The following is a 23,128-nucleotide window of genomic DNA, read 5'->3' as shown; positions in this document are numbered from 1 at the left end:
GTGGGATAGCGAGATGCAATGAATGCTGAAAATGTGATAGTGGAGGTTGACGCGTCGCAGAAGCCGCGCGGCAAAGGGAACGTACGATGGTGGATTGTTTGGACGCTGTTCTTTTCCACGGTAACCAATTACATCAGCCGGCAAACGTTCTCCGTGCTGGCACCGCTGATCACGGCGCAATACCACTTGACGCATACAGACCTATCCAAGATTCTTGGCGCGTTTCAGATCTCGTATGCTCTTACGTGGCTGCTTGGCGGCATCTTTCTTGACGCTGTGGGCACGCGCCTCGGGCTTGCTCTTGCCGTCGTCTTCTGGTCGGTGATCAACATCCTCACTGGCTTCGCCAGCTCCGTCTTCGGGTTTGCGGCTTTTCGATTTCTACTCGGCATCGGCGAAGGATTCAACTGGCCCGGAGCCAGCAAAACCGTTGCGGAGTGGTTTCCTAGCCAGGAGCGCAGCCTTGCCGTGGCCATCTTTGATAGCGGCTCCAGTGTCGGGGGAGCCGTGGCTGCGCTGGCGATTCCTCTCATCGCATTGGCCTTTGGTTGGCGCTCCGCATTCCTTGTCTCCGGCGCTCTGGGCTTTGTCTGGCTGGCGGTCTGGTTGCGCGTCTACCATCCGTTAGACCGCCATCCAAGGGTCACGAAGGAGGAAGTGGCGCTCATCCGCGCGGGCCAGGACGCGCCTTCCACTTCTACGGAACGCGGAGTGCAACGGTGGCTCACGTTAGCGCGCAATCGCAACGTCTGGGGCATTGTGTTGGGGCGTGCGCTCACTGATCCTATCTGGTGGTTCTATGTCTTTTGGCTTCCGCAATATCTCAGTGATGCACGCGGATTCAGCCTGCAGCGCATCGCCCTTTTTGCGTGGATACCTTTTATCGCCGCCGATCTTGGCAACTTCACGGGAGGCTGGATTTCAGGCTACTGCATTCGCCGCGGCGTCTCGGTGCTGCGTGCCCGCACCTGGGTATGCGTCGTCAGTTGCCTGCCGATTCTTGCCGGGATTCCTGCTGCCTCTGTACACAGCGTCTATTTTGCATTGGGGTTGATCTGTTTCGCACTGTGGGGCTACGCCAGTTGGTCGACCATGGGTCTCACTCTACCCTCCGATCTGTTTCCCCAGGACGTGGTGGCCACGGTCACCGGTGTAAGCGGGCTGGCAGCTGGGCTGGTGGGCGCGGCCTTCACATTTGCCGTCGGCATCCTGGTAGATCGCTTTTCTTATGCGCCAGCGTTTCTGGTTGCCGGTTTGATGCCGCTTCTGGCAACTGCGTGTTTGTTGCTGCTGGTTCGCGCTCCAGCCAGCGCTTCTGGTCCGGTTGCGATGAAGAGCTGACCGGCTGCTGTGGCGAAATGCGCTGCGTGTAGGCGCTCCTCTACGCGCCGCCTCTATGATCATGACCTGTGACATGAGATTGGGGGAAGCGCAAGAGAATCGAAAAACTGATGGATTCATCCGAAAATGACCTATGGGAGTGGCGTTATGGAACGAAATGATCTGACCCGCATGCATTGGTGCGCACGAGCTGTACTTTGCCTCACTTGTTTTGCGTTGCCCTCTGTGGCTTCCGCCCAGGTGGATGTTCTTACCAATCACAATAACCGCGAGCGAACGGGCACGAATCTGCACGAGACGGTTCTTACGCCTGCCGACGTCAACGCGGCAAAGTTCGGCATGCTTTTCAAGCGGGTGGTGGACGATCAGCTGTACGCACAGCCGTTGTTGGTGACCAACGTGAAGATAGGTGGCGGATGGCACGACGTAGTCTATGTAACGACCGTCAATAACAGCGTGTATGCTTTCGACGCTAACGATCCGAAAGCCACCGTCCCCTTCTGGCATGTTAACTTCGGAACGCCGGCCAACTTGAACGACGCGGACTTCGGCTGCACGGACATCAACGGCAGCATGGGCGTCATCGGCACCCCGGTGATCGATGAGAAAAAGACAACCCTGTATGTCGTCGCGTTGACGAAAGCAGGCGGCAAGTTCAGCCAACGTCTCCATGCCCTGGACCTTGCCACCGGAGCTGATCTCGCCCATAGCCCTGTACCCATCGCAGCTCACGGGTTTGATCCGCTGCTGCAAAACCAGCGGCCCGCACTTTTCCTTTCCAGCGGCAATGTGCTCATTGGCTACGCGTCGCACTGCGACAAGGACCCGTATCATGGATTCCTGATGAGCTACGACGCGGCCTCGCTCACCCAGAACGGCGTGTTCAACACATCGCCCGGAGGGAGCGAAGCGAGCATCTGGCAATCCGGCCAGGCGCCCGCCGTCGATGACAAGGGGAACATCTATTTCATTACCGGAAACGGCAGCTGGAACGGCACTACACAGTTCAGCGAGAGCTTCATCAAGCTTGATCCGCACCTGCGTCTGCTGGACTGGTTCACACCCACCAACCATTTTCAATTGGACAAGATCGACGCCGATCTCAACTCCTCGGGAGCTGTCTTGATTCCCGGAACGCACCTGGTGATTGGCGGCGGAAAAGAGGGCGTGCTCTATGTCATCGACACCGAGCACTTTGGCCATTTGGGCGATGAGCACGCCGTGCAGCACTTTCCCGCAACGAGTTCCCATCTGCATAGCATGGTCTATTGGAAGAGCGCCAAGAACGGCAACGTGCTTTACCTCTGGGGCCAGCGGGACCGGGCTCGTGCCTATCGCTTCAGCGGCAACAAGTTTGACGAAACGCCGTTCATGATTCGGCCGGACAAGAACGATGGCCATCCCGGAGCCATGCTTTCCCTGTCTGCCAACGGCGACAAGGATGGCATTCTGTGGGCCGCCATTCATGCCACCGGCGATTCATGGAACGAGTCACGCCCCGGCATTCTGCATGCCTACGACGCGGACGACATCAATCATGAGCTTTGGAATTCTCTCGAGAACCCGGCACGCGACGACTGCAACAACTACTCCAAGATGTCTCCGCCCACCGTGGCCAATGGGAAAGTGTACCTAGCCAGCTTTGGTACGGCGAATGTTGGAACAGGACAGCTGTGCGTGTACGGATTGCTCCCCAACGGCCCTGCGCCGGATGCGCCGGCCAACGTGCACGCCGCGCTCCAAAGCAGGTTCATCAGCCTCACATGGAGCCCAGTAGCACAGGCCAGAACGTACATCGTTGAAAGCTCGCAGGCAGGAGCAGCGCACATCATTGCGTCCGGATTAACACGGCCGGAGTTTACTGAGCCGGCTGAAGATTTGGGAACAAAAACTTATTGGGTTCGCGCAGTCAACGCCAATGGCGAAAGCGTGCCTTCGGCAACTGCTACCGTTGACGTTGAGCACGCGCCCCATCCACGACACAAGCATTGAGAAAAGCGCAGGCGAATCACCGGCGCTCTCCATCCGGTTACGCCTGGCTGGCGATGGGAGATATGTTTCGCTGCATCCACTTACCTTGCGTGAAGTCCGGGAAATCAACCGGCGCACTGCCACGGCTCACGGAACTCACACTGAGCGGTCCCACGGCAGACCAGGAAGCGGCATCATACACATCCATATCCGGCGGAAGACCCTCGCGCGCGCATTGCAGCAGTCGGTAGAGCATGATGAAGTCCATACCGCCATGCCCGCCCAGCTTTGCGGCGAGCTGGCCCTCTTTCACCCAAAGCGGATGCGCATATTGCTTCCATGATTCAAGCGGCATATACGACTCGTCCTTGTTTTGGCCGTCAAGGTAAATGCGTGGTGGGTAGTCTTGAAAGATGCCTTTCGATCCGGCAATCAGGTTGATGCGGTCGTAGGGGTGCGGCGTGGCGACAGCGTGCTTAACGGTGATGGTGAGGCCCTTGGCGGTCTTGATGAGCGACGTGTTCATGTCGCCAGCCACGTAGCGCTCTTCCATGCGCGGATCGCCCGGATGCAGATGCTCCTTGCGGTATTGATCGAGCCCTCGCTGCGGCGAGCTCATCGAAACGATGTAGCCAAAACGATCGCCGCGCTGCATATTCATGTAATTCGCTACCGGCCCAAGACCGTGGCTGGGATACAGGTTGCCGTCGCGCATGGTATGTTCGGCTCGACGCCACAGGCCCTCCCCTTTATCGGAAAATAGCTCTTCTCGAAGATCGTGTAGGTATGCGCCTTCTCCGTAGAGAAGATCGCCAAACTTGCCATCGTGGATCATGCGCAAAATCAGCGTCTCGTTATAGCCGTAGCAGCAGTTCTCCAACATCGTGCAGTGTTTGCGGGTCTGTTCCGATGTTTCGACGATCTTCCAGCATTCCGCGAGCGTCACCACGCCCGGCACTTCAATGCACACGTCCTTGCCATGCTTCATGGCCGCAATCGCCATCTCCGCATGCCAGCTCCAGGGAGTTGCAACCAGCACCAGGTCGATGTCGTCTTTGGCGAGCATGGCTTCGAAGGCATACGGATCATCCGCAAAAATCTGTGGCTTGGCCTGCCCGGCCTTGACCACCAACGACGCGGCATGTTCGGCATGGTCGCGGACCAGGTCACACAACGCAACCACCTGGCCATCGGCTGCAAGCAGATTCTCCAGCAAATTTGTGCCGCGCCCGCCGGTACCGATAAAGGCGACCCGGGGGTTTCGCTTGTCAAACGGTACGTCGATCATGGTCCCGGACGTGGTAGCTTCGTCCGCATTGGCATGAGCTGAATTCATTGCGCCGAGCACAACCGCGCTGGCCGCGCCCATCTGCACGAACCTGCGTCTGCTCCACGATCCCAATCCAGTGTTCTGCTCGTCAGAATTCATTCTCATCCTCGGTCCTGATTTTGGCAGGCTCGTCTTCATGAGCTCTGCGTGATTCGGTGTTGACACTGCGTAGCGCAGTGCGAAGGCAACAACCAGGGAGTGCAAACAGAATACGGATCTGCGGAAACGCGGAATTATTCAGTCTGCGTGTTCAATGCGTCAATCGTAAGTATCCGGAAATACCGTAAGAATTCGCAACGTCTGAGCTTGGACATGAGATTAGGGGAGGAAGCTACCGATGTCAAGACATTCATTCATCCGCTGGCAATTGTTTGTGGGGCTGCTGCGGCCGCGTGTCCCCTTCTTCATGGTCTCTTCATAACAATAATATAATTAGTAACTTACATAGATTATCGCCCATGTGGGGGGCTGACATAGCATCCTGAATAATGACGGTTCGAAAGGCGGGATACCGAGTTCTGGTGAAAGGTGGATGGCTAGGCATTCCGCAGTTGCAGAGAGAGTTCAACCCGGCAGGTTCATGAGAGAGCGCAAAAATAGAAATTGAATAGACCGCATTCGAAAGATACTGATACTTTTATATAGCTTCCCATATCGACAGACATCATCTTTCTGAGGATTTGGCCATGGGGGAAACTTTCGTGACTCAAGAGCAAAAAGGGCAGCGAAATATTGCGGTGGACGCCTACCGCGGCTTCGTCATGCTGCTGATGATGGCGGAAGTCCTTCAGTTTGCCCACGTAGCTCCGTCGTTCCCCAACAGCCGGTTGTGGCGAATCCTGGCCTTCAACCAATCCCACGTCGAGTGGGTGGGCATGAGTCTCCATGACACGATCCAGCCTTCCTTTACCTTTCTGGTCGGAGTTGCCCTTCCCTACTCACTGCGAAGCCGTCAGAAGAAAGGCACCTCTTTCGCGCACATGCTCGGCCATACTATCTGGCGTAGTTTCCTGCTTATCGCGCTGGGAATTTTCTTGCGGTCCACACATAGCCCCATCACTTATTTCACCTTCGAAGACACCCTGACGCAGATTGGCCTCGGTTACACTTTTGCTTTTCTGTTGACGTTCGCTCGTCCGCGCTGGCAATGGACAGCTTTGGCAGCGATCCTGTTCGGCTACTGGCTGGCATGGGCTCTTTATCCGGCGCCGGGTCCGAATTTCAACTACGCGGCGGTGGGTGTGCCGGACAACTGGCATCAACACCTGCTCACCGGTTTTGCAGCGCACTGGAATATAAACAGCAACTTCGGCCAGGCCTTCGATATCTGGTTCCTGAACCTGTTTCCCCGCACCAGTCCGTTTCTGTACAACGACGGCGGCTATCTTACCCTGAGCTTCATTCCGACGCTGGCCACGATGCTGCTCGGGGTTGCCGCGGGACGCTGGTCGTTGGCGGCATCGCCGGCGATTCCGATGCGGAAGTTCCTGGTGGCGGGCGCCGCTCTCATAGCTGCCGGCCTATTGTTCCACTTTACCGGGGTTTGCCCCATCGTGAAGCGCGTCTGGACGCCTTCATGGACGCTGTTCAGCGGCGGCGTGTGCTTCTTCTATCTGGCAGCCTTTTCGTGGGTCATCGAAATCAAGAAACAGCGTGGCCTGGCATTCCCGCTCGTCGTGATCGGCATAAACTCCATCGCCGCGTATCTGATTGCTCACCTCTGTGAGGAATTTGTTGAGAGCAGCATCCGCACCAATCTAGGGTCAGGCTTTTTGAATATGCTGGGAAGCGCCTTAGAGCCGATCGTTCTCGGAACTCTCACCCTAGGAATCTACTGGCTCATGCTGTTCTGGATGTATCGCAAGAAGCTTTTTATTCGAATATAGCTCGATGTCGACACGAGCAAACGGGCAGTCTGATTCAGCAGCAGCAATACACGCTGAGTACAGACTGCCCGCTTCGGCGCTGCGGACACGCGACTGCGTTTAGCTAGTCTCCCGGGAGCCCAGCTAGACCAGGATGAGATTGCAGCCGATAGCCCGTAATTTTTCCTGGACCTCTTCATCGAGGCTGGTGTTACTGATAACCGTGTCAATCTGTGAAAACAGCGCAATGCGCGACATGCTGCGCTTGGAAAATTTGCTGGAATCGGCCACCAGAATGATTTCACGCGCAATGCGAATCATGGCCCGGTTCACCATCGTCTCTTCCAAATTCGCTCCGCTTACACCGAAGTTGAGATCGCATCCTGCTCCGCTCAGAAAAAGCTTGTCGGCGGAGAACTGCTCGAACATTTGTTCCGCGAAGTGACCGCTGATGGACGCCGACTCACCGCGCACCGTTCCGCCCACAATGAAGACCTGCACATCGCGCGCATCCAGCAGTTCAGCGGCGATATTAACTCCATTGGTAATCACCTGCAGGCCCGGCTTCTTCTTGATCTGCCGAGCGATTTCCAGGGTCGTTGTGCCCGAATCCAGGATAATGGTCTCGCCGTTATCAATCAGCGTGGCCGCCATCGCGCCGATGCGCCGCTTTTCGTCCGAGTGGGTCTTTAGGCGCTCGTGTACGGGCGACTCCCGCAGGATTGTTTCCGGAAGGACCGCTCCCCCGTGGGAGCGCAGCACCAAGCCACGCTGATGCAATTCGTTCAGATCGCTGCGGATGGTGACAGCCGACGTATTAAACCGGGTGGCCAGTCCATTCACCCGCACCCGGCCGGCGCTGCGGATGATCTGCAGGATCTGCGTCCGCCGCTCCTCGGCCATCATTCCGTCTAGCGGCATTTCAGCCGCCGATCCGGCGGTTGCCGGCTCCAGCGCCGATCCCTCGTCGGGATCATCCACTATCGAGCTATCTTTCATCATTGAACAACTCCGTATTTTCGTACAATCGCGCCTTAAGACTAACCTAACTCGACAGCAAAAGAATAAGAGGATGCTACCTGCAAAGCAGGCGAGTAGGGAACTCGTCGGGGGATTGTGAGGCTCTCATACTTTCCGCGATCATCAATGTTGGATCTTTGACATGGGCGCGGACACTATCTGGTAGTCTCCAAAGTGATCGAGTTTGATCACCCTAACCAGGTATTTAGTCCCGGCATTTGATGGGCTGGTCGAGGGTAAATCGATTAGTTTTTTTTGCCTGCATGTGCAGATGTATTCGTATGGAGTCCCCCCTTGACGGTCTTGAGTCGGCGTGCGAAGTTGTAGGCACCGATGAAGTCGAAGAGATAGAGTCTGCCTTCCGCCGTACGCACCTCGGCCAGGTCGATATGGAAAAAGCCAATCGGATAGGTGTCGAACTTCTTCCTCTTCGCTGGTCCCTTCCACTTCGGGCGGGCGGCTGATTCCCTGGACTCGAGACAACGGTGCAGCGAGCAGCGGGTCAACGCCGGGATTGTAGTCTGCATCGCGTAGAGATAGTCATCGAGCGGTAAGAAGGTGTGCTTGCGAAAAGACACGATTAGAGTTTGCACCGCGTCAGACGAATCAAATCAGCATTGGCAAATTGTTATGCGACCTAACTCAATGAGGTAAGTTTTGTGAAAACACTCGCGCTACCGTTGGCCTTGATGTTAATTGCTGGAGGGCCTGGGAGACAGACATCCACGAAAAGCACTCCTGAGGTTAAACCTGCGTCCACGCCGGTAATGGGTGCTTTCAATGATCAGGAGTTGTTGCAGTTCACAGCGCTCGAACCCATCGATACCCACACTCATATCTACGAGAGCGATCCAGTGTTCTTTGCGATGCTACAGAAGCTTCACCTACATATTTTGGATATTATCGTCGTGGCCGATAACAACACCCCTGAGAGGAAAGATTTATCAAAGGAAAGCAAGGATGTCTTTGAAGTCGTTCGCAACAGTAACGGCCATGCGGCCGCGTGTACAACGTTCGATGCATACCGCTTCAATCAACGTGACTTCGTCGCCGATGCAATTCGCCAGCTTAACCAAAGTTTCGATGAGGGTGCCATCGCAGTAAAACTATGGAAGAACGTCGGTATGGAAATCAAGGATGCCAAAGGCAACTACATCCTTCCGGATGATCCCTCCCTTGAGCCCATCTATAAGGACATCGCTGCTCGCGGCAAGACATTGGTTACACATGTTGCAGATCCTGACACGGCGTGGTCCCCTCCAAATCCTACTGACCCTGACTTCTCCTACTTTGCGGACCATCCAGAGTGGTACATGTACAAGATCCCCCATTCCCCATCCAAGGAGACAATCCTTCTGGCACGCGATCATGTGCTTGAAAAAAATCCAGATCTTCGCATGGTTGGAGCCCACTTTGGCAGTATGGAAGGAGATTTTAGCCAAGTAGCTCGGCATTTGGATCGCTATCCAAACTTTGCCGTAGATCTTGCCTCTCGCATACCTTATCTAATGATGCAACCCCGTGCCGATATGATCGCTTTCATAACTAAATATCAAGATCGATTGATCTACGGTACCGACGACACACTCAACCCACAGGACAATGTTCATCAAATGGTAAGAAGATCCGAATCCTCCTACGCGCGGGAATGGCGTTTCCTTGCAACCGATGATACGTTGGATTTCCGTGGCCACAAGGTTCAAGGTTTAGCATTGCCTGAGCCGGTGTTGCGGAAGCTATATCACGATAATGCGGTCCATTGGTTTCCCGGCATTCTTGGTAGCTCCCACTGAGTTCCAATAGCCTCTCGACCGTTAGCGGACACATAGATAGCCCCATCCACCATCAAGAAACAGCACCAGTGGGCAGTGCGGTTCAGTGGCGTGCGACCCTTCGTACATTACTCACTGCGGCGGGCTGCGATGCATGGATTGGTCATTTCTCCTTTGCCATCGCTGTCATCATCCTCTCGGCACACAGTGATGGGCGCCGAGGTTGCGCTGGGGTACACCGGAAGCGGCGTTTGTGTTTCTCCGGGCGGTTCTGCTGGACTGCAGCACCTCGCGATCGAATTTCCCGAGTACACTGCTGTTATCGTGTTGGCGCCTCGCACAAGCTGCGACACACTGATCGGCATACTTGCCTCAGACGTCGTAGCGCTGGTCGGCAGCAGGGTTTGCGTTGCCAGCAAAGTCGAGCCAAGCATGTAGCTCACCGTACCGCTCGGCACACCGGCGCCCCCGGGAATGGCTGAGACCGTAGCAGTCAGAGTGGTCGAACGACCCGGTTTGAGAGTATCCGTCGCCGCAGTCAAATCCACTCTCAATTTGTTATGAATGCTGGTTCCGGTGTTTTGGTAGGCACCCATGTCAATGCTCGAGCCTTTCGTCCGACGATTGCCAAGGAAGTCGGTGCTGCCATAAATGGAGTTGGGAGAGCTGCCATGGAGATCACACCAGCCAACGCTGCACGACAGGCTGGTGCTGCCAGCGCCGATGGCCGGCGAAGTCGGGTGGATGTCAAAATTTGAAGGCGTGTCTCCCAGATCCACAAACTGCGGATCCCTGTTCACGGAGTTTGCATCTTCCCCGCTCGTGCTCTGCCAATTTGCAAAACTCGTGTAGGTGCTCACATCAGCCCACAAGATTGACGTTCCTTCTACATATCCCGCCTCTGAGTGGTACAGGTTCCAATTAAGAGTGGCGGGCGGGGCAGGGTATTCCGTCGAAGCTGGGTTGTAACTATTGATCCAGATATTGGGTGAGCCGGAGTAGATAATGTTGTTTTCGAAATAGTCTCCTTGAGAACTGCCTACCTGGTTTTGAATCTGGTAGTCGCCGCTTGGCGTGCCTTCATCTGAGTTGCCTGGTTGGGCACCGTTGTCATAAAGAGTGTTGTTGATGAAGACATCGTGGTAACTGCTGCCTCCTCCGTTACTCCCGCCGCCTTTTTTGGTCGCGGTCGCGTAACCGCCGATGGACATTCCGCAGGAATTTGCCTTGTAGAATAGGTTGTTGCGTACTGTAGCGAACATGCCGTAGCACGGAAGCTTGCCTCTGGCAGCGGTTCCAGTGTTGTTTGGGCCAGACCACTCAGTGCCAGTCGCCTGGCAAACCTGATTCTCGCTGGTTGTCTCAATGCCGTAGTCGACCTGGAAGATCACGTTTCTTTCGAACGTAACGTACGCGCACCCGTCACAATAGAGTCCGTCCGCGTCATATTCAAGGCCTTCGCTTGGATTCGCTATTCCGCTGATGTTATAGACCGTATTCCCGCTGACCAGCCCATAACTAGCCTGGTCGTAGCCGACTGGACCAGTGCCTTCGTATCCAATGATGTCGATGCCGATATTGTTATTGTCGTGAACGAGGTTGTTGGTGACCTTAAAATGGGTCACGTTCCCGTTTAGGGTCATCGACTCGCTATTGCCGGTCTTCAGGTTGTAGAGCTCGTTGCCACTGACAACCAACTCGGTGATGGGAGTCTGCGATGTGCCGTATGCAAACAACCCGCAAGCGTTGCCGCGCTTTGTCGTGGTCACGATGTTGTGGATCAAATTGTTCAGAATATGGATCCCCGTGCCCGAGCCCGTAATCCAGACACCACACGGAACCCCATCACCGCTCGTAGACAAATTGCGGAGTTCAAACCCACTGATGGTGATGTAGCTCAGGGCTCCCGAGATCGTGATGAGACCTTGCGTGCCCGATACGGTTAAGCCGGTCCCGTCGATTATCGCCGTCTGTCCGGGATAGCTCTGGAATGTAATTGGCGCCTTCGCCGTTCCAGAATTCGGGAAGCTTACAATCTCGGTGTAAACTCCCCCGAAGACGTACACTGTGGCGCCTGCCGTAGCTGTATTTGCTGCTTTCTGGATGGTCAACCAAGGGGCGGCGAGAGTTCCGGGATTGCTGTCACTCCCGCTCGCGGACACATAGTAGGTGGCCCCAGTTTGTGCGCCAAGCGAGATCGAAGCGAATAGAAACAGGATAAGAGAAGAGAGTATCCAATACGCAGAGTGCTGGTGAGATCGGGAAGCTGCTGGGAATGCCATTTTGAATATCCTTCTCCTCTACCTTTTATCTTGGGCGCATCTTACACCTAACTTCCGAATGGTTGTCAATAGCGTTTTTATCTTTCACATATCGGCTTTGGCTTATTGCACTTAATTGCGCTTAATTTCGCAATGTATCACTCGCCGGACCAGAACGATGTAGCCCAAAAACTAAGGGTGCCTCGCGATTCGCATCACGACTCGATTGAGAAGACCATGCTGCCTGAGCCCGCGAACTGGAAGCCCTACTATGACGGCACTCCCGCAGAGCAAAAACCATTGCCCCTCTACAGCTATGGCGACCGAATTCGTAACTATTGTCATCGGTCCAAAATTCCTGAAGCAGTTGACACATTGATCTCGAATCTATCTGCGGTCACCACACCCGAGAGCCTGTACAGCGGCAATCTGTCGTCGCAATACGTACGGCTACGGAGCAAACAAATAGAGGTGATCCAGTGTCATTGATCGCAGACCCATACGGGACGTGCTGCGCGTCTATGCCGATGGCTGAACCAGGGCGCTCCTCTGCAATCCGACCCACCGAATCTTTATCTCGAAGATCAATGCGACTTTGCTTTCCTATTAATTCGGGAATTGCCTACTCGAAAGCTCCGTGGTACTGTTCGAAGGTTGTCACCTTGGTAAATTCAACTCTATGCAGCGAAAAGTCGCTTCGAAAGCCTCTTCAAAAGTGCTTCCAGTGGACTTCGAGAGTGGCACACAAATGCTCATCGAAGAACGTCGCCAGCATATCCTTTCGGTGGCACAGCAACACGGTCGGGTTCTGGTCGAGGACCTTTCGGAATCCCTAGGAATATCCCGAATCACAATCCGTAAGGATCTTGACTATCTTCAACGCAGGGGCGTGTTGCAGAGGACTCATGGGGGTGCCTTGCTTCCGCAGTCGGGGACGCTCTTCGATCCGTCGCTCAAGGAAAAGGAAGGGCGTCACTTGCAGGAAAAGCAGCGGATAGCGGTCGCTGCCGTGAACCTTATCCGGGAAGGCCAGTGCGTTCTGCTCGACTCAGGGACGACTACTACGGCCATCGCCAGGACGCTGAAGAAGTTTTCGCATCTGACCATCATCACCAACGCGGTAAATATCGCCGCTGAGCTAAGCGGGACTGACTTCGAGGTGCTCCTTACCGGAGGTTCCCTGCGCAAGAACTCTTTCTCCCTGGTCGGCCCGCTCGCAGAGGAGATGCTTCACGACATGCATGCTGACATCCTATTTCTAGGGGTCGACGGATTTGATCTCGAGGTGGGGCTTACGACGCCGAATGTAATGGAATCCAGAGTTAATCGTGCGATGGTCAAAGCGGCAAAGACGATCGTTGCGGTTTGCGATTCGACTAAATTCAATCGCCGGAGCTTGTCGAAGATCGTGGACGCAACTTCGATTCATCACGTCATTACCGACAACAATCTTCCGAAAGAGACAGCGGACGCCCTTCGTAATCTCAACATTAAGCTCACTCTCGTTTAGGCTGAACCTGTGAACAGGGACAACCGCTTATGCGGCCTTCGTATTCCAGGCTGATTCTTCTTTCGGTTTGCCTAATCGGCGGGTAGGGCCTCGAGAGTAACAACCTCGAATGGGGCGAGATGAATCGGGAGTCTCTGATCTCTGCGCATCTCCGTGGGGAATTTCTGGTTCCTGTTTCTTTTGTCCTTCCACACACTGCGCACCTTGTAGGTCCCTGGGTCTGACGGCTGAAGTTCAAAGACTTTGGCTATATCTATGCTGAATTCCTGCGGACCGTTCGACGGATTTCTCAGGGTAATCAGACCCTCTCGCGGGCTCCATGCTGCCCATCCGTAGATCTGCAGCTGGTCCGGATCACCGCCAATCCAGTGAACGTCTTTGAGCGTATCGGCATTGGAACGACTCCATCGAGCCGCCTCGGCAAGCGTGTCCCAGTCCGTTGACGATAAAAGCGAAGGCGTGATGTACATCTCCTGCAGTTGCGTTCCTGTGCCGAAGTAGGAGTGAACTTCGTCAGCGAAGTCGTTACCTGGATCGGTGGTTAGATCCTTCGCCTGTTTGGCGTAGACGATGCCATGGAGCATGAGCGAGTTGAGCGGAAAGAGCGGGCCTCTTCGCACAATATTTTTGTAGGTTTGTGCATCGCGATAAGTGATCCACCGCTGGCGAGGTGTGCCGACCCCTGAGAAGTCGTGATCCTCTCCACCGCGCCAGATGGAATCAGCATAAAAAAGCCAGAACGGAGAGGCTGTCGTACCCGTCGTGAGATTGATAAAGATGGCTGGCTTCTTTTTGCGGAGTTGTTCGATGAGGTGAATGGCGGCGTCGAAGTCACTGTCAAAGGCGCTTCCCGGAAAGACATTGTCCGCGTTGCCAGTCCCGTCAAACTTAAACTGATTGACGTTGTACTGGTCGATCATTGTGAGACAGGTGTCCTCGAACTTCTTGAAATACTTCGGCCCGGATAGCGCATAGCCATCGTGAAGAATCTCGTATCCATGTTCGCGGCCGTACGCGATGCGTTGCTTTTTTTGGTCGGAATAACCACCCCATGGTGAGAGCCAGACGCCTATACCGGCCTTGTATTGAGCCGCGACCGCCCCGGCCTTCGTGAACCCGCTCGGGAATCCTGAGTTAAAATCCCAGAGTGTAGTCGGATCGTCCCATCCGTCATCGAAGAGGAAAGAGTCAAGCTGGACCTGCCGCGCCACTGTCAACTGCTGGCCGAAGGCGTTGATCCGATCAAGTGCTCCGTTTTCGTCGAACCGGTTTTCATAGCCTAGATCAAACCAGGAGTTGTAATGCAAAAACGGTTGATAAGCCCGCGGACGTTCACTCTCTATATAGCTAAGGAAGGCGCGGCGGAGTTGACCGGGTCGCGAGGTCCCAATCACGGAGGAATATGTAATGCTTTGGCCAGCGCGAAGAGGTAGATCGCGAAAGAGAGAAGTCGTCACCTCTCGGTCTCGCACTGTGCTGACTGAGAGCGGGTTTTCAAATCCGAAAAACATGTTTTCGCTCACCACCGGGGAGCCTTTGACCATGCCTTCGACGTGCGCCGCAGGATCGGAAAAGTGAAGCAACCGGACCTCCGCGATGGGCAAATCCTGAGTGGTGGCGGTGATGCTAAGCAACTGTCGGGCATAAGCCAATCCCGGACGCACGCTAACGCACCATTGAAGACGAGCGGAGAATCGCGGCGCAGCAAAGCTCCAGCAAGCGCTGCTTGAAGCTGTCCTATCTTCACGCGACATTCGCAGGGACTGATGCGGGTCCGTTGCCAGCATTGAGTCCGATGCCCGAGTCACCTGCATCTCCGTTGAACGAACTACACTCTTGTCTTTCAACACAAGGACAAAGGATTCTGGCAGATCAATTGTTCTATTGGAAAAGCCATCATGGACGTTAAGACCGCCAAAATGATGGTTGAGGACCTCGATGTTGAGGGACATATCCCCGGCGTGTAGTAAGGTGTTGTCTTTGGCAGGGAGGCTCTGATCCTGAGCAAAGCCGATCGGACCACTACAAAGCAGAATAGGAAGCAACGGGCCTAACAGTTTGCGTCTAAATCGACAGGAGAGGAAGTTGAACATAGCGCCGTTAGCCCCGAATTCGATGATTGAAGTGATTATCTTCTAGCATAAAACGAAACATATAGAAATAGTGATATGTTTCGTTTTATAGTTCACTTATCGTACTCTTCCACATACTGGAGCTTTATTTAGAAGCTAGCGGCGACGAAAGAGACCTCGAATCGAAAAAGCACTGCCTCAAGAACGAGGAATGATGTCGGAACAGAAAGCACAAGACAAGTTTATCGCCATGGTATCGGCAACGGCCGACGTCACGCTTCCACTCAGCGACTTTCATCCACGTTGTATGCTGACCACGCCACGCCATGAAGTGTCGCTTCCACGCTTTCCGGTCATTGACTATCACAATCATCTGGATGCACAAGATCCAAAATACGTACTGGATATCATGGACGCTTGTGGAATCGAGCACATCGTCAACATCACGATGAAGGTGGGGGAACAGGCGATCCGAATGATGGATCGTTATCGGTTGGCGGATGCTGCACGCTTCTCGACCATCGGCTGGATGGATTGGGCCGGTGTCGAGCGCGACGATTTTGTTAGCGTAAGCGTCGACAGGCTTGAGCGTCTGGTAGAGCATGGGGCCGTCGGATTTAAGTTCTGGAAAGATCTCGGCTTGTCGGTGCGCGATGCAAGCGGACAGCTTCTACACGTTGACGACGAACGTCTTGCTCCGATCTTTGATAAGGCCGGGCAGCTTGGTATTCCAGTGATGATGCATATCGGAGATCCAGAGGCTTTTTTCCTTCCAATTGATGCGAACAACGAGCGCTTTGAGGAGTTGGCTGCTCATCCGGATTGGAGCTTCTTTGGCGCCGAGTTCAGCAAACATGAGTTGCTCGACCAGCGGGATCGCGTCTTTAAGAGACATCCGGGGACAACTTTCGTCGCCGCTCACATTGCCGAGAATGCAGAAGATCTTCGGCGCGTATCGGCGATGCTGGATGCAAATCCAAATGTGCTGGTGGATATCAGTGCAAGGGCCTCCGAACTGGGACGGCAACCCTACTCGGCGCGGAAGTTCTTTCTACGTTTTGCAGACCGGATTTTGTTCGGCGCCGATCTTGTTCCGGAAGTCGAAATGTATCGTCTCTATTATCGGTTCCTGGAGACGGCGGACGAATATTTCGAATACCCCACCCACGCATCTCGCCAAGGACGCTGGAACATCTATGGAATGGACTTGCCGGAGGATGTTCTGCGGAAGGTCTATCGAGACAATGCACTGCGTTTGTTGCCAAATCTAAAGTGAAATTGGGAGCAGAAATGACCCCTGAGATACTGCTGGCGGGAGCAAATACGACCTATGATCTCTGGAGCTAATTCCTCGTCCGCATCAGCCTCAGGTCAACGCAGCTATAACACTTTGCTCTTATGTGTGGCCGGACTCGGCGGCCTGCTATATGGGGTGGACATCGGAATCATCGGGGGAGCGCTGCCCTATCTGGAGGCGACCTCAGGGTTGAATGCCGGACAACTTTCGGTGATTGTGGCGGCTGTCTTGCTGGGTAGTGTTATCTCGACCATCTTTGCCGGGCTGCTCGCCGACTGGATGGGTCGCAAACCCATGATGACCTTGAGCGGACTCATCTTTGTGGTGAGCATTCCCGTCATCGCGCTGTCCCATGGCTACGGTCCTCTCTTTGTCGGACGACTGCTGCAGGGCATCAGCGGCGGATTTATCGGCGTGGTGGTTCCGCTTTATCTCGCGGAATGCCTCGCTTCAACCAATCGCGGCAAAGGAACCGGAATATTTCAATGGCTGCTTACCCTTGGTATCGTTGCCGCAGCATTGATCGGAATCTACTACAGCTATCGCGTTGAGGCTGTGGCGCATGCGTCCGATGCCGCAGCGTTGTTTCAAGTCAAAGATCGCGCGTGGCGACATATCTTCTGGATTTCGTTGCCGCCCGGAGTTCTATTCGTTCTCGGTAGCATCTTCGTCACAGAATCGCCGCGCCATCTATTTCGCGCGGGCCACCGTGAACGCGCAATGGCGGCCCTGCTTCGCTCGCGAACACCGGCAATAGCTGAGCTCGAATTCGGCGAGATGGAAGAGCGTTCGCTGAACGCCGGGATGCCGGATGGATCAGGCCAGAAGAACACGGAGAGCCTCTTTCGCAGAAAGTTTGTTATTCCCTTTGTACTTGCTTGCGTGATTCTCTTCTGTAACACTGCGACCGGCGTCAACTCGATCATCGGCTACAACACAAGCATCCTACTGCAAAGCGGTCTCTCCGATTTAGCAGCGCACTGGGGCTATGTCGTCTTTACTAGCGTGAACTTCCTGATGACGATCGTAGGAATGACACTCGTCGATCGCAAGGGGCGCAGATTTTTGCTCATCCTTGGTAGCACAGGCCTGATGGCGACACTGATCCTAATCGGAACGCTATTCTGGCAAACGGAAAGGTCTAATCTGGAGTGTCGCGGTGCTGTCCAATCTCTCGTAGGGCCGAAACAGGAGTTGATCCTTAAGTTCGATCAGCCGGAAGCTGATCGTCTATTGGCGGCGAGCGGTCACGAAGATACGAACTCGCTCGGGGCCCATGCATCACTGGCGGTAATCTACTCCTATGGAGGCTTTACCGGGGCGACTACTTTCGTCCGTTCTGACGACTCTGCGGCAAAACCCATCCGAATTACTCGGGCAAGCTCCATTCCCGCAACCCGGATCGAAGCCTTCTTCAAGAATCCCTTCTCTGATCTCGACGCTGCTCGGACTGCGCCGTTGACAATTGAACGAGCGCGAATCGGTCGAATTCCTGACCGGGCTCACGGATACCTCGTGGCGCTCGCGCTGTTTACGTTCATCGCTTTCTTTGCAGTAGGGCCCGGAGTCTGCGTCTGGCTTGCGCTTTCGGAGTTAATGCCGACGCGAATTCGTTCCATCGGAATGAGTGTTGCGCTAGTGATCAATCAGCTCGTATCGACCACGCTGGCGGTTCTGTTTCTCCCAGTCGTAAGTAAATACGGCTACTCGACCATGTTCTTTCTCTTTGCCGGGTTCACAGTGATTTACTTCATCACCGCGACCTTCTTCCTGCCGGAGACCAAAGGAAAGACTCTGGAACAGATTGAGCAACACTTCGAAGCATTGGGAAGCTAACGGCGCTGCGCTGCATGAAGCGGCTGCTCAGGTAGCGACGCGAAGCTCATTCATGCGATGGAACGTGAGTTTTCCAACGCAATGGCCTGCTTGATACTTGCGGCGATGCCGCGATAGGTCCGCTGGATCTCTCGCAGGCGGAGCAGTTCGCCAGAGGTGTCGGGAGGATCGTTTGCGATCTGGTCCTCGATCGTCTGGATATCTCGCACGACGGCCTCCAACTCTTTTTCGAGTAGTTCACGCGGTGATTGAGGCATGGTCTCCTGCGTCTTGTTTCCATTTCAGGGTACTGCTGTTTTCATCGTCCTGGCGAACCGTGCGGAATTCGTCCTGAATTTGTTGTGGGAAGGCGGATATTTTTTTCTGGGTGGGGTTTGTGGTGTTTTACGGGGGTTTTTGCGAAAAATGGGTGTTTTGATCGTGGTCTTTTGGTGGTGTAGACGTGGTGGTTGGGTGGTGAAACGTGGTGTTTTTGCGGTCAGTTTTTTGGCTTCGAAAAATGCGCCATGGTTTCTGAGTTTATTTTTGGGGCCTCCCCGTTTTGGGAATTAAGCTTGGATCGAAGCGCCCACATCTCAGATCGAGATGTGGGCGCTCAGTCCAGGTTTTGATGGGTCTAAGCTTTGATGGGTCTAGGCTTTGATGGATCTGCGGCGGCGCAGGAGACAGCCAACTCCGAGAGTTCCCGTGGCGAGCAGAACGAAGGTGGATGGCTCGGGAGTTGGGGAGGTGACGATGAGCGCTGCGATTCCGGTATCCGGGTCGATGGAGGTGAAGGTCACGCCAGCAAAGTCTGGTGGGCACGGCTGGTTTACCTCAGGATCGCAGGAGTCGCCGAAGTTAGAGGCGGCTATGCCGGGAAGGGGTCCTACCGAAGATTGAAAGGTATCGAAGGCAAGAGGAACATCGATGGAGAGTCCATCGTTCCCATCGCCGATCAGGTACGAGCCGTTAGTAAAGTTGTGAAAGACGCAGGTGAGTATTGGACCAGCCCCGGTGCCGAGGCTCTGGATCGTTACGGTTGATCCGGAGTCGAAGCAGACACCAAAGCTGTATGGGGTGCCACCACCGGAGTCCATCACCACCTCATTTACAACGTCTGCTGGTTGGGTTTCGGCGAAGGTCACTCGTTCGTTTGTAAATGGAGTGAATCCGGCGAAGCCTGATGCGACGACGGAGACACTGAATGTAATTGTGTCTGCGTGGGCAGCGGCTGGATAGGCCAAGGCGAGAGCGAAGAGGAGGAAGAGAGTTTTGCGCATGCGGGGTTCCCTTCTCGAATTTTGAGTGGAATAAGGGTGCGCTCGCTTTTGGAGGACGTCAAGTGAATTCTGAGTGGAGGAAGAGGGTTCGAGCTTCGCTCGAATGCGCCACATCTCAGAATCGATATGTGGGGCACCCGGCTATCATAAGTTGGAACCATCAGTCAGGCACGAAGTCTTATCGTCTGCTTCGGCTTGAAAGAGAAATCTGAACGTTCTTTCAACCAATTCTGCACCTAGAGGAGACTATTATGCCGTTTGCTCGTATCGATCTGCTTAAAGGAAAGACTGCCGAGTATCGCGCCATTGTGGCCGACGTCGTGTACCGGGGGATCGTCGATGTCCTGAAGGCGCCGGACGGCGACCGCTTCATCGTCATCGGCGAGCATACAACCGACAATTTAATTTACGACCCCAAATTCCTCGGCTGGGATCGATCGCCTGACTTCATGTTGATACAAGTGACCAGCACTGTCGGAAATGACAAGGATTCGAAGCTTGCATTCTTCCGATTTATAGCCGACGAACTGAAGAGCAAGCTATCCGTGCGCCCTGATGACATCATGATCAACATGGTCTTCGTTGACCGCTCGGATTGGTCATTCGGCAATGGCGAGCCGTGGGTTTAGCGGCTCATTACCCCGACACGGCTCGATGGAAAGTAGACATTGCCCCTCCTTGGGCACCAGGCGTCAACCGTACTGGAGATCTGTGCTTTGACCGACCTCGATGATGTAGCCGTCAGGATCGCGGATGTAGCAGCGGATCTCGCCGTATTTGGTGAGCGGCTCCGTGATGAACTCGGCTCCTCGACTTTTCCATAACTCATAGCATGCTTGAATGTCCGCGACGCGAAAGTTCAAAAAGCTGCTGATGTGATTCGGGTCGGGGACGCTGAGCGATACCGTCGGCTTGTCCACCGTCGGGCCGCCTCCTACGTTCACAATCATCCAGATATTCGCGAGTTGAAGGTACCCGGGCGCGTTGCCGTCGCCCAGGCTCAGAATGCGAGCGCCGAAGACCTTTTCGTAGTAGCGAGCCGATCGCTCGATGTCCTTCACGGTGAGAAAATGCGCGATGCTCATCCCGTCCTTCGGGGGCATCTCATAGCTCTTTTGTTCGATTTGTACGCTGCCCATTGGCGACTCCAATTCCGATAACCGTGCTCACTTGCTGATTCCGGTACATCCGTGTCGATTACCCAGCCACAATTAAGCCTGACGAGGAAAGGCGAATCAATTGGACCAAGGTATTGGGCGACGCTTGGATTTAGCAGCGGTTCGAGCTTCGCTCGAATGCCCACATCTCAGAATCGAGATATGGGGTACCCCGTCACCCACTATCAGTATTCTCACTGTGCCTTCTTGATCTGAATCGGGGGTCCGCATTCGGATGGCAATGGGAGGAATTTACCTCCCTTACTCCCACCTTTCCCATCTGGAACAAAGAGCGAACCGGCCGGTCCGACGTTTGGATAGAAAACCAGTACTGTCGTCTCTACGGCAGTGGGTTTTTCGTCTTCCATATAGGGTTTGTAAGTCCACTGTCGGACCGCCTCTATTGCCGATTCTCTGAACTCTTCGAGCCCGCCGATAACTTTAATTGAGGCGACTGTTCCATCCTCTCGGACAACCACGTCTAAAGTCACCATTCGATCGAAACACTTAGGCATCGCCGGTGATTGAGGCGTCACCGTGGTTAGAAGCCGCGCAGCCATTATCTGCATTGAAACTTTGAGCGGCTTTCGCGGCTCAGGTGCTTCTTGACCCACACTTTCCCCTACGGTTAATGCGCTCCAGAAGCAGAAAAATAGAAAAGAACGCGGAGAGTTGCCGGGCAAACGCATGCCGGAGATTCTTACGTAGAAGGAGGGCATGGCGAAAGTTTATACCCTGCTCACACGGTCTTTTGTTCCCCCAAACTACGCAATTGTGCATTACGCATGATGCGTAGTTAGCAGTTCCTGCTTGTCTCTGAATTTGCGGCTTGGGATGTTGTGCGCGCATTGTCGGGCAAATCGGAAGTCACCAGGCTACCCGATCAAAAAGAAGACTAGTTTCCGGATTGTCCGTTAATCACCAATAAAGCCACAATCGGGTTCGCTGAGTGCTTTGGCGATTTATCATCAACTGGTTTAACACTGGGGCACAATGCGGTCTGTCAACCTCTCTCGCAGCTTCCCATTACACCGTTTTCGCCAACGAGGCTTTCACTATCATCTTCAAATGACTGGAACCCGCATATCTTGAAAATCTCAGCTTCTCCCGTCCACACGCGGCATCGCGGCTTCGATCTCTTGCGCGTTATTGCGATTTACATGGTCATGCAGATCCACACCGGCGAGTTCGAGTACATATCACCAGGCGGAACCGTATTGCACACAGCGGGGTCTTGGGCCGTGGGATGGACAAACTCTCTCCTACGCGTCTGCGTGCCGCTGTTCGTCATGATTACCGGATTCTTCCTTTTTCCCATCGAAGATGAGCGTAAATTCTTCCGGAAGCGCTTCACCCGCGTATTGATTCCCTTCGTGATCTGGTGCGCAGTCTACGCCTTCTATTACTACGCGCAAGGAGCGATCACCTTTCGGACCGCCTTGCTCAACATCGCCAAAATCCCCGTCAACTACGGCACCGAAGTCGGCCATCTATGGTTCGTCTACATGCTGATGGCGATCTACCTTATCGCCCCCGTGTTCTCGCCGTGGATCGTATCGGCAAGCCGCAAGAGCATGGAACTCTTCCTGGTGCTGTGGGGCGTGACCTTGACGCTGCCCTTCATTCACCTCTTCTTCGCAGAGGTGTGGGGCGAGTGTTATTGGAATGCAACGCCAACCCTCTACTACTTCTCAGGCTTCATTGGTTATGCCGTACTGGCCGCCTACATCAAGCGATTCTGGATGGCGCCTTCGTGGCGTATCGACTGGCTCGCAATTGGCATGATTGTGGTGGGTTACTCCGCTACTGCCGGAGGATTTCTCTACAGACTAGGTTACGAGCACGAAGTAAAGAGCCTCGAGCTGACGTGGAACTTCACCACGCTGAACGTTGCGATCATGACAGCAGGACTCTTCCTGCTCTTCCGAAACATTCATGCGAATCGCGGCAACAGCCTCCTATGGAGATTGATAGACGATCTCTCGCGCATGAGCTATGGCATGTACCTGGCGCACATCATCGTACTCAACGCCGTTCATACCCGCATGGCGCCCATAATCGGGAATGCGTTCGTGCGCATTCCCGCAATCGCATTCACTACTTTCGTTATTACCTATCTCGGGCTCAAGCTGCTCTCGCTGTTGCCGGGGAGCAAATACCTCATCGGCTAGGCCCCCAAACATCGGTCGTTCGGCCAGTTTGAGAAGCACCGCAAAGATTCTGCTCCCAAGCCGGTCTTCACCATTTCCCTGCGTCAAAAGCGCTCTCCCCCACCAGAACAGATGATCAATCTCAGGGCTAATGGCACTCAGAGAACTTGGACTTTCTACGGACCGTCTGCACTTCGAGATTCTCGATTTACGCCAACAGTCAGTATGGAGTGACCGGTGCCGAAGCGCTCATCGAGGAGTCATTGGTTCGTGTTCCACGCTCG

At 54.4% G+C, this 23,128-nt stretch carries 18 protein-coding genes and 1 pseudogene; 10 read left to right on the top strand and 9 right to left on the bottom strand.

Annotated features, from left to right (window positions below):
• Positions 1-18: 18 nt before the first annotated feature.
• On the top strand, positions 19-1,341 hold the full coding sequence (locus tag HDF14_RS13080; RefSeq protein WP_183977316.1) for an MFS transporter: 1,323 nt from the start codon (positions 19-21) through the stop codon (positions 1,339-1,341).
• Between the two features lie 147 nt (positions 1,342-1,488).
• On the top strand, positions 1,489-3,333 hold the full coding sequence (locus HDF14_RS13075) for a hypothetical protein (protein ID WP_183977314.1): 1,845 nt from the start codon (positions 1,489-1,491) through the stop codon (positions 3,331-3,333).
• Between the two features lie 37 nt (positions 3,334-3,370).
• Here HDF14_RS13075 and HDF14_RS13070 read toward each other — a convergent pair whose 3' ends face one another.
• Positions 3,371-4,741 carry a Gfo/Idh/MocA family protein gene (locus HDF14_RS13070; RefSeq protein ID WP_183977312.1) on the bottom strand — a complete coding sequence of 457 codons (1,371 nt, stop codon included), beginning with the start codon at positions 4,739-4,741 and terminating at the stop codon, positions 3,371-3,373.
• Between the two features lie 587 nt (positions 4,742-5,328).
• On the opposite strand from HDF14_RS13070, the gene HDF14_RS13065 reads away from it, so the two are divergent.
• Positions 5,329-6,528, top strand: a complete 1,200-nt coding sequence (locus HDF14_RS13065; RefSeq protein WP_183977310.1) for an acyltransferase family protein — start codon at positions 5,329-5,331, stop codon at positions 6,526-6,528.
• A gap of 123 nt (positions 6,529-6,651) precedes the next feature.
• On the opposite strand, the gene agaR (HDF14_RS13060) is transcribed toward HDF14_RS13065, so the two are convergent.
• Entirely contained in the window at positions 6,652-7,509 is an 858-nt protein-coding gene (gene agaR / locus HDF14_RS13060) for a transcriptional repressor AgaR (RefSeq protein WP_260698223.1), read from the bottom strand.
• A 359-nt stretch (positions 7,510-7,868) separates the two neighbouring features.
• Positions 7,869-8,108 (bottom strand): annotated as a pseudogene (locus HDF14_RS13055) (IS481 family transposase); the annotation flags it as partial.
• 78 nt (positions 8,109-8,186) lie between these two features.
• Between HDF14_RS13055 and HDF14_RS13050 the strand changes: the two are divergent.
• A complete protein-coding gene (locus HDF14_RS13050) occupies positions 8,187-9,320 on the top strand; it encodes an amidohydrolase family protein (RefSeq protein WP_313899562.1) in 1,134 nt (377 codons plus the stop codon).
• Between the two features lie 107 nt (positions 9,321-9,427).
• Here HDF14_RS13050 and HDF14_RS13045 read toward each other — a convergent pair whose 3' ends face one another.
• On the bottom strand, positions 9,428-11,581 hold the full coding sequence (locus HDF14_RS13045) for a choice-of-anchor Q domain-containing protein (RefSeq protein ID WP_183977305.1): 2,154 nt from the start codon (positions 11,579-11,581) through the stop codon (positions 9,428-9,430).
• 132 nt (positions 11,582-11,713) lie between these two features.
• Here HDF14_RS13045 and HDF14_RS27545 point away from each other — a divergent pair, with 132 nt between their 5' ends.
• Positions 11,714-12,049, top strand: coding sequence for a class II D-tagatose-bisphosphate aldolase non-catalytic subunit (locus HDF14_RS27545; RefSeq protein WP_406707214.1), 336 nt, complete (start codon positions 11,714-11,716; stop codon positions 12,047-12,049).
• 259 nt (positions 12,050-12,308) lie between these two features.
• Positions 12,309-13,070: a transcriptional repressor AgaR gene (gene agaR, locus HDF14_RS13035; RefSeq protein WP_183977302.1), complete on the top strand. Its 762-nt coding sequence runs from the start codon at positions 12,309-12,311 to the stop codon at positions 13,068-13,070.
• Between the two features lie 71 nt (positions 13,071-13,141).
• Here agaR (HDF14_RS13035) and HDF14_RS13030 read toward each other — a convergent pair whose 3' ends face one another.
• A complete protein-coding gene (locus HDF14_RS13030) occupies positions 13,142-14,884 on the bottom strand; it encodes an enterotoxin (RefSeq protein ID WP_406707219.1) in 1,743 nt (580 codons plus the stop codon).
• Positions 14,885-15,356: 472 nt separating this feature from the next.
• Between HDF14_RS13030 and HDF14_RS13025 the strand changes: the two genes are divergently transcribed.
• A complete protein-coding gene (locus HDF14_RS13025) occupies positions 15,357-16,418 on the top strand; it encodes an amidohydrolase family protein (RefSeq protein WP_183977298.1) in 1,062 nt (353 codons plus the stop codon).
• 54 nt (positions 16,419-16,472) lie between these two features.
• Positions 16,473-18,275: an MFS transporter gene (locus HDF14_RS13020; RefSeq protein ID WP_183977290.1), complete on the top strand. Its 1,803-nt coding sequence runs from the start codon at positions 16,473-16,475 to the stop codon at positions 18,273-18,275.
• A 50-nt stretch (positions 18,276-18,325) separates the two neighbouring features.
• Here the strand turns inward: HDF14_RS13020 and HDF14_RS13015 are convergent, their stop codons facing one another.
• On the bottom strand, positions 18,326-18,532 hold the full coding sequence (locus HDF14_RS13015) for a hypothetical protein (RefSeq protein WP_183977288.1): 207 nt from the start codon (positions 18,530-18,532) through the stop codon (positions 18,326-18,328).
• 375 nt (positions 18,533-18,907) lie between these two features.
• Complete coding sequence (locus HDF14_RS13010; RefSeq protein ID WP_183977287.1) at positions 18,908-19,537, bottom strand: PEP-CTERM sorting domain-containing protein; 630 nt, start codon at positions 19,535-19,537, stop codon at positions 18,908-18,910.
• Positions 19,538-19,788: 251 nt separating this feature from the next.
• Here HDF14_RS13010 and HDF14_RS13005 point away from each other — a divergent pair, with 251 nt between their 5' ends.
• Positions 19,789-20,166: a tautomerase family protein gene (locus HDF14_RS13005; RefSeq protein ID WP_183977284.1), complete on the top strand. Its 378-nt coding sequence runs from the start codon at positions 19,789-19,791 to the stop codon at positions 20,164-20,166.
• Positions 20,167-20,229: 63 nt separating this feature from the next.
• Here HDF14_RS13005 and HDF14_RS13000 read toward each other — a convergent pair whose 3' ends face one another.
• Together HDF14_RS13000 and HDF14_RS12995 are read right to left on the bottom strand one after the other, a co-directional pair.
• Positions 20,230-20,676, bottom strand: coding sequence for a VOC family protein (locus tag HDF14_RS13000; protein WP_183977282.1), 447 nt, complete (start codon positions 20,674-20,676; stop codon positions 20,230-20,232).
• 212 nt (positions 20,677-20,888) lie between these two features.
• Positions 20,889-21,308, bottom strand: a complete 420-nt coding sequence (locus HDF14_RS12995) for an energy transducer TonB (protein ID WP_183977280.1) — start codon at positions 21,306-21,308, stop codon at positions 20,889-20,891.
• Between the two features lie 474 nt (positions 21,309-21,782).
• Here HDF14_RS12995 and HDF14_RS12990 point away from each other — a divergent pair, with 474 nt between their 5' ends.
• Positions 21,783-22,865, top strand: coding sequence for an acyltransferase (locus tag HDF14_RS12990; protein ID WP_260698222.1), 1,083 nt, complete (start codon positions 21,783-21,785; stop codon positions 22,863-22,865).
• Positions 22,866-23,128 lie beyond the last annotated feature (263 nt).

This window comes from Tunturiibacter gelidiferens, assembly GCF_014201335.1.
GTDB lineage: Bacteria > Acidobacteriota > Terriglobia > Terriglobales > Acidobacteriaceae > Edaphobacter > Edaphobacter lichenicola_E.
This window is presented reverse-complemented; position numbering and strand designations above follow the sequence as displayed.

What these genes read in the sequence shown, in the direction of transcription:
- HDF14_RS13080 (WP_183977316.1), top strand. Translation starts at nt 19, where the DNA reads ATGAATGCTGAAAATGTGATAGTGGAGGTTGACGCGTCGCAGAAGCCG.
- HDF14_RS13075 (WP_183977314.1), top strand. Translation starts at nt 1,489, where the DNA reads ATGGAACGAAATGATCTGACCCGCATGCATTGGTGCGCACGAGCTGTA.
- HDF14_RS13070 (WP_183977312.1), bottom strand. Translation starts at nt 4,741, where the DNA reads ATGAATTCTGACGAGCAGAACACTGGATTGGGATCGTGGAGCAGACGC.
- HDF14_RS13065 (WP_183977310.1), top strand. Translation starts at nt 5,329, where the DNA reads ATGGGGGAAACTTTCGTGACTCAAGAGCAAAAAGGGCAGCGAAATATT.
- agaR (WP_260698223.1), bottom strand. Translation starts at nt 7,509, where the DNA reads ATGATGAAAGATAGCTCGATAGTGGATGATCCCGACGAGGGATCGGCG.
- HDF14_RS13045 (WP_183977305.1), bottom strand. Translation starts at nt 11,581, where the DNA reads ATGGCATTCCCAGCAGCTTCCCGATCTCACCAGCACTCTGCGTATTGG.
- HDF14_RS27545 (WP_406707214.1), top strand. Translation starts at nt 11,714, where the DNA reads ATGTATCACTCGCCGGACCAGAACGATGTAGCCCAAAAACTAAGGGTG.
- agaR (WP_183977302.1), top strand. Translation starts at nt 12,309, where the DNA reads ATGCTCATCGAAGAACGTCGCCAGCATATCCTTTCGGTGGCACAGCAA.
- HDF14_RS13030 (WP_406707219.1), bottom strand. Translation starts at nt 14,884, where the DNA reads ATGCAGGTGACTCGGGCATCGGACTCAATGCTGGCAACGGACCCGCAT.
- HDF14_RS13025 (WP_183977298.1), top strand. Translation starts at nt 15,357, where the DNA reads ATGTCGGAACAGAAAGCACAAGACAAGTTTATCGCCATGGTATCGGCA.
- HDF14_RS13020 (WP_183977290.1), top strand. Translation starts at nt 16,473, where the DNA reads ATGATCTCTGGAGCTAATTCCTCGTCCGCATCAGCCTCAGGTCAACGC.
- HDF14_RS13015 (WP_183977288.1), bottom strand. Translation starts at nt 18,532, where the DNA reads ATGCCTCAATCACCGCGTGAACTACTCGAAAAAGAGTTGGAGGCCGTC.
- HDF14_RS13010 (WP_183977287.1), bottom strand. Translation starts at nt 19,537, where the DNA reads ATGCGCAAAACTCTCTTCCTCCTCTTCGCTCTCGCCTTGGCCTATCCA.
- HDF14_RS13005 (WP_183977284.1), top strand. Translation starts at nt 19,789, where the DNA reads ATGCCGTTTGCTCGTATCGATCTGCTTAAAGGAAAGACTGCCGAGTAT.
- HDF14_RS13000 (WP_183977282.1), bottom strand. Translation starts at nt 20,676, where the DNA reads ATGGGCAGCGTACAAATCGAACAAAAGAGCTATGAGATGCCCCCGAAG.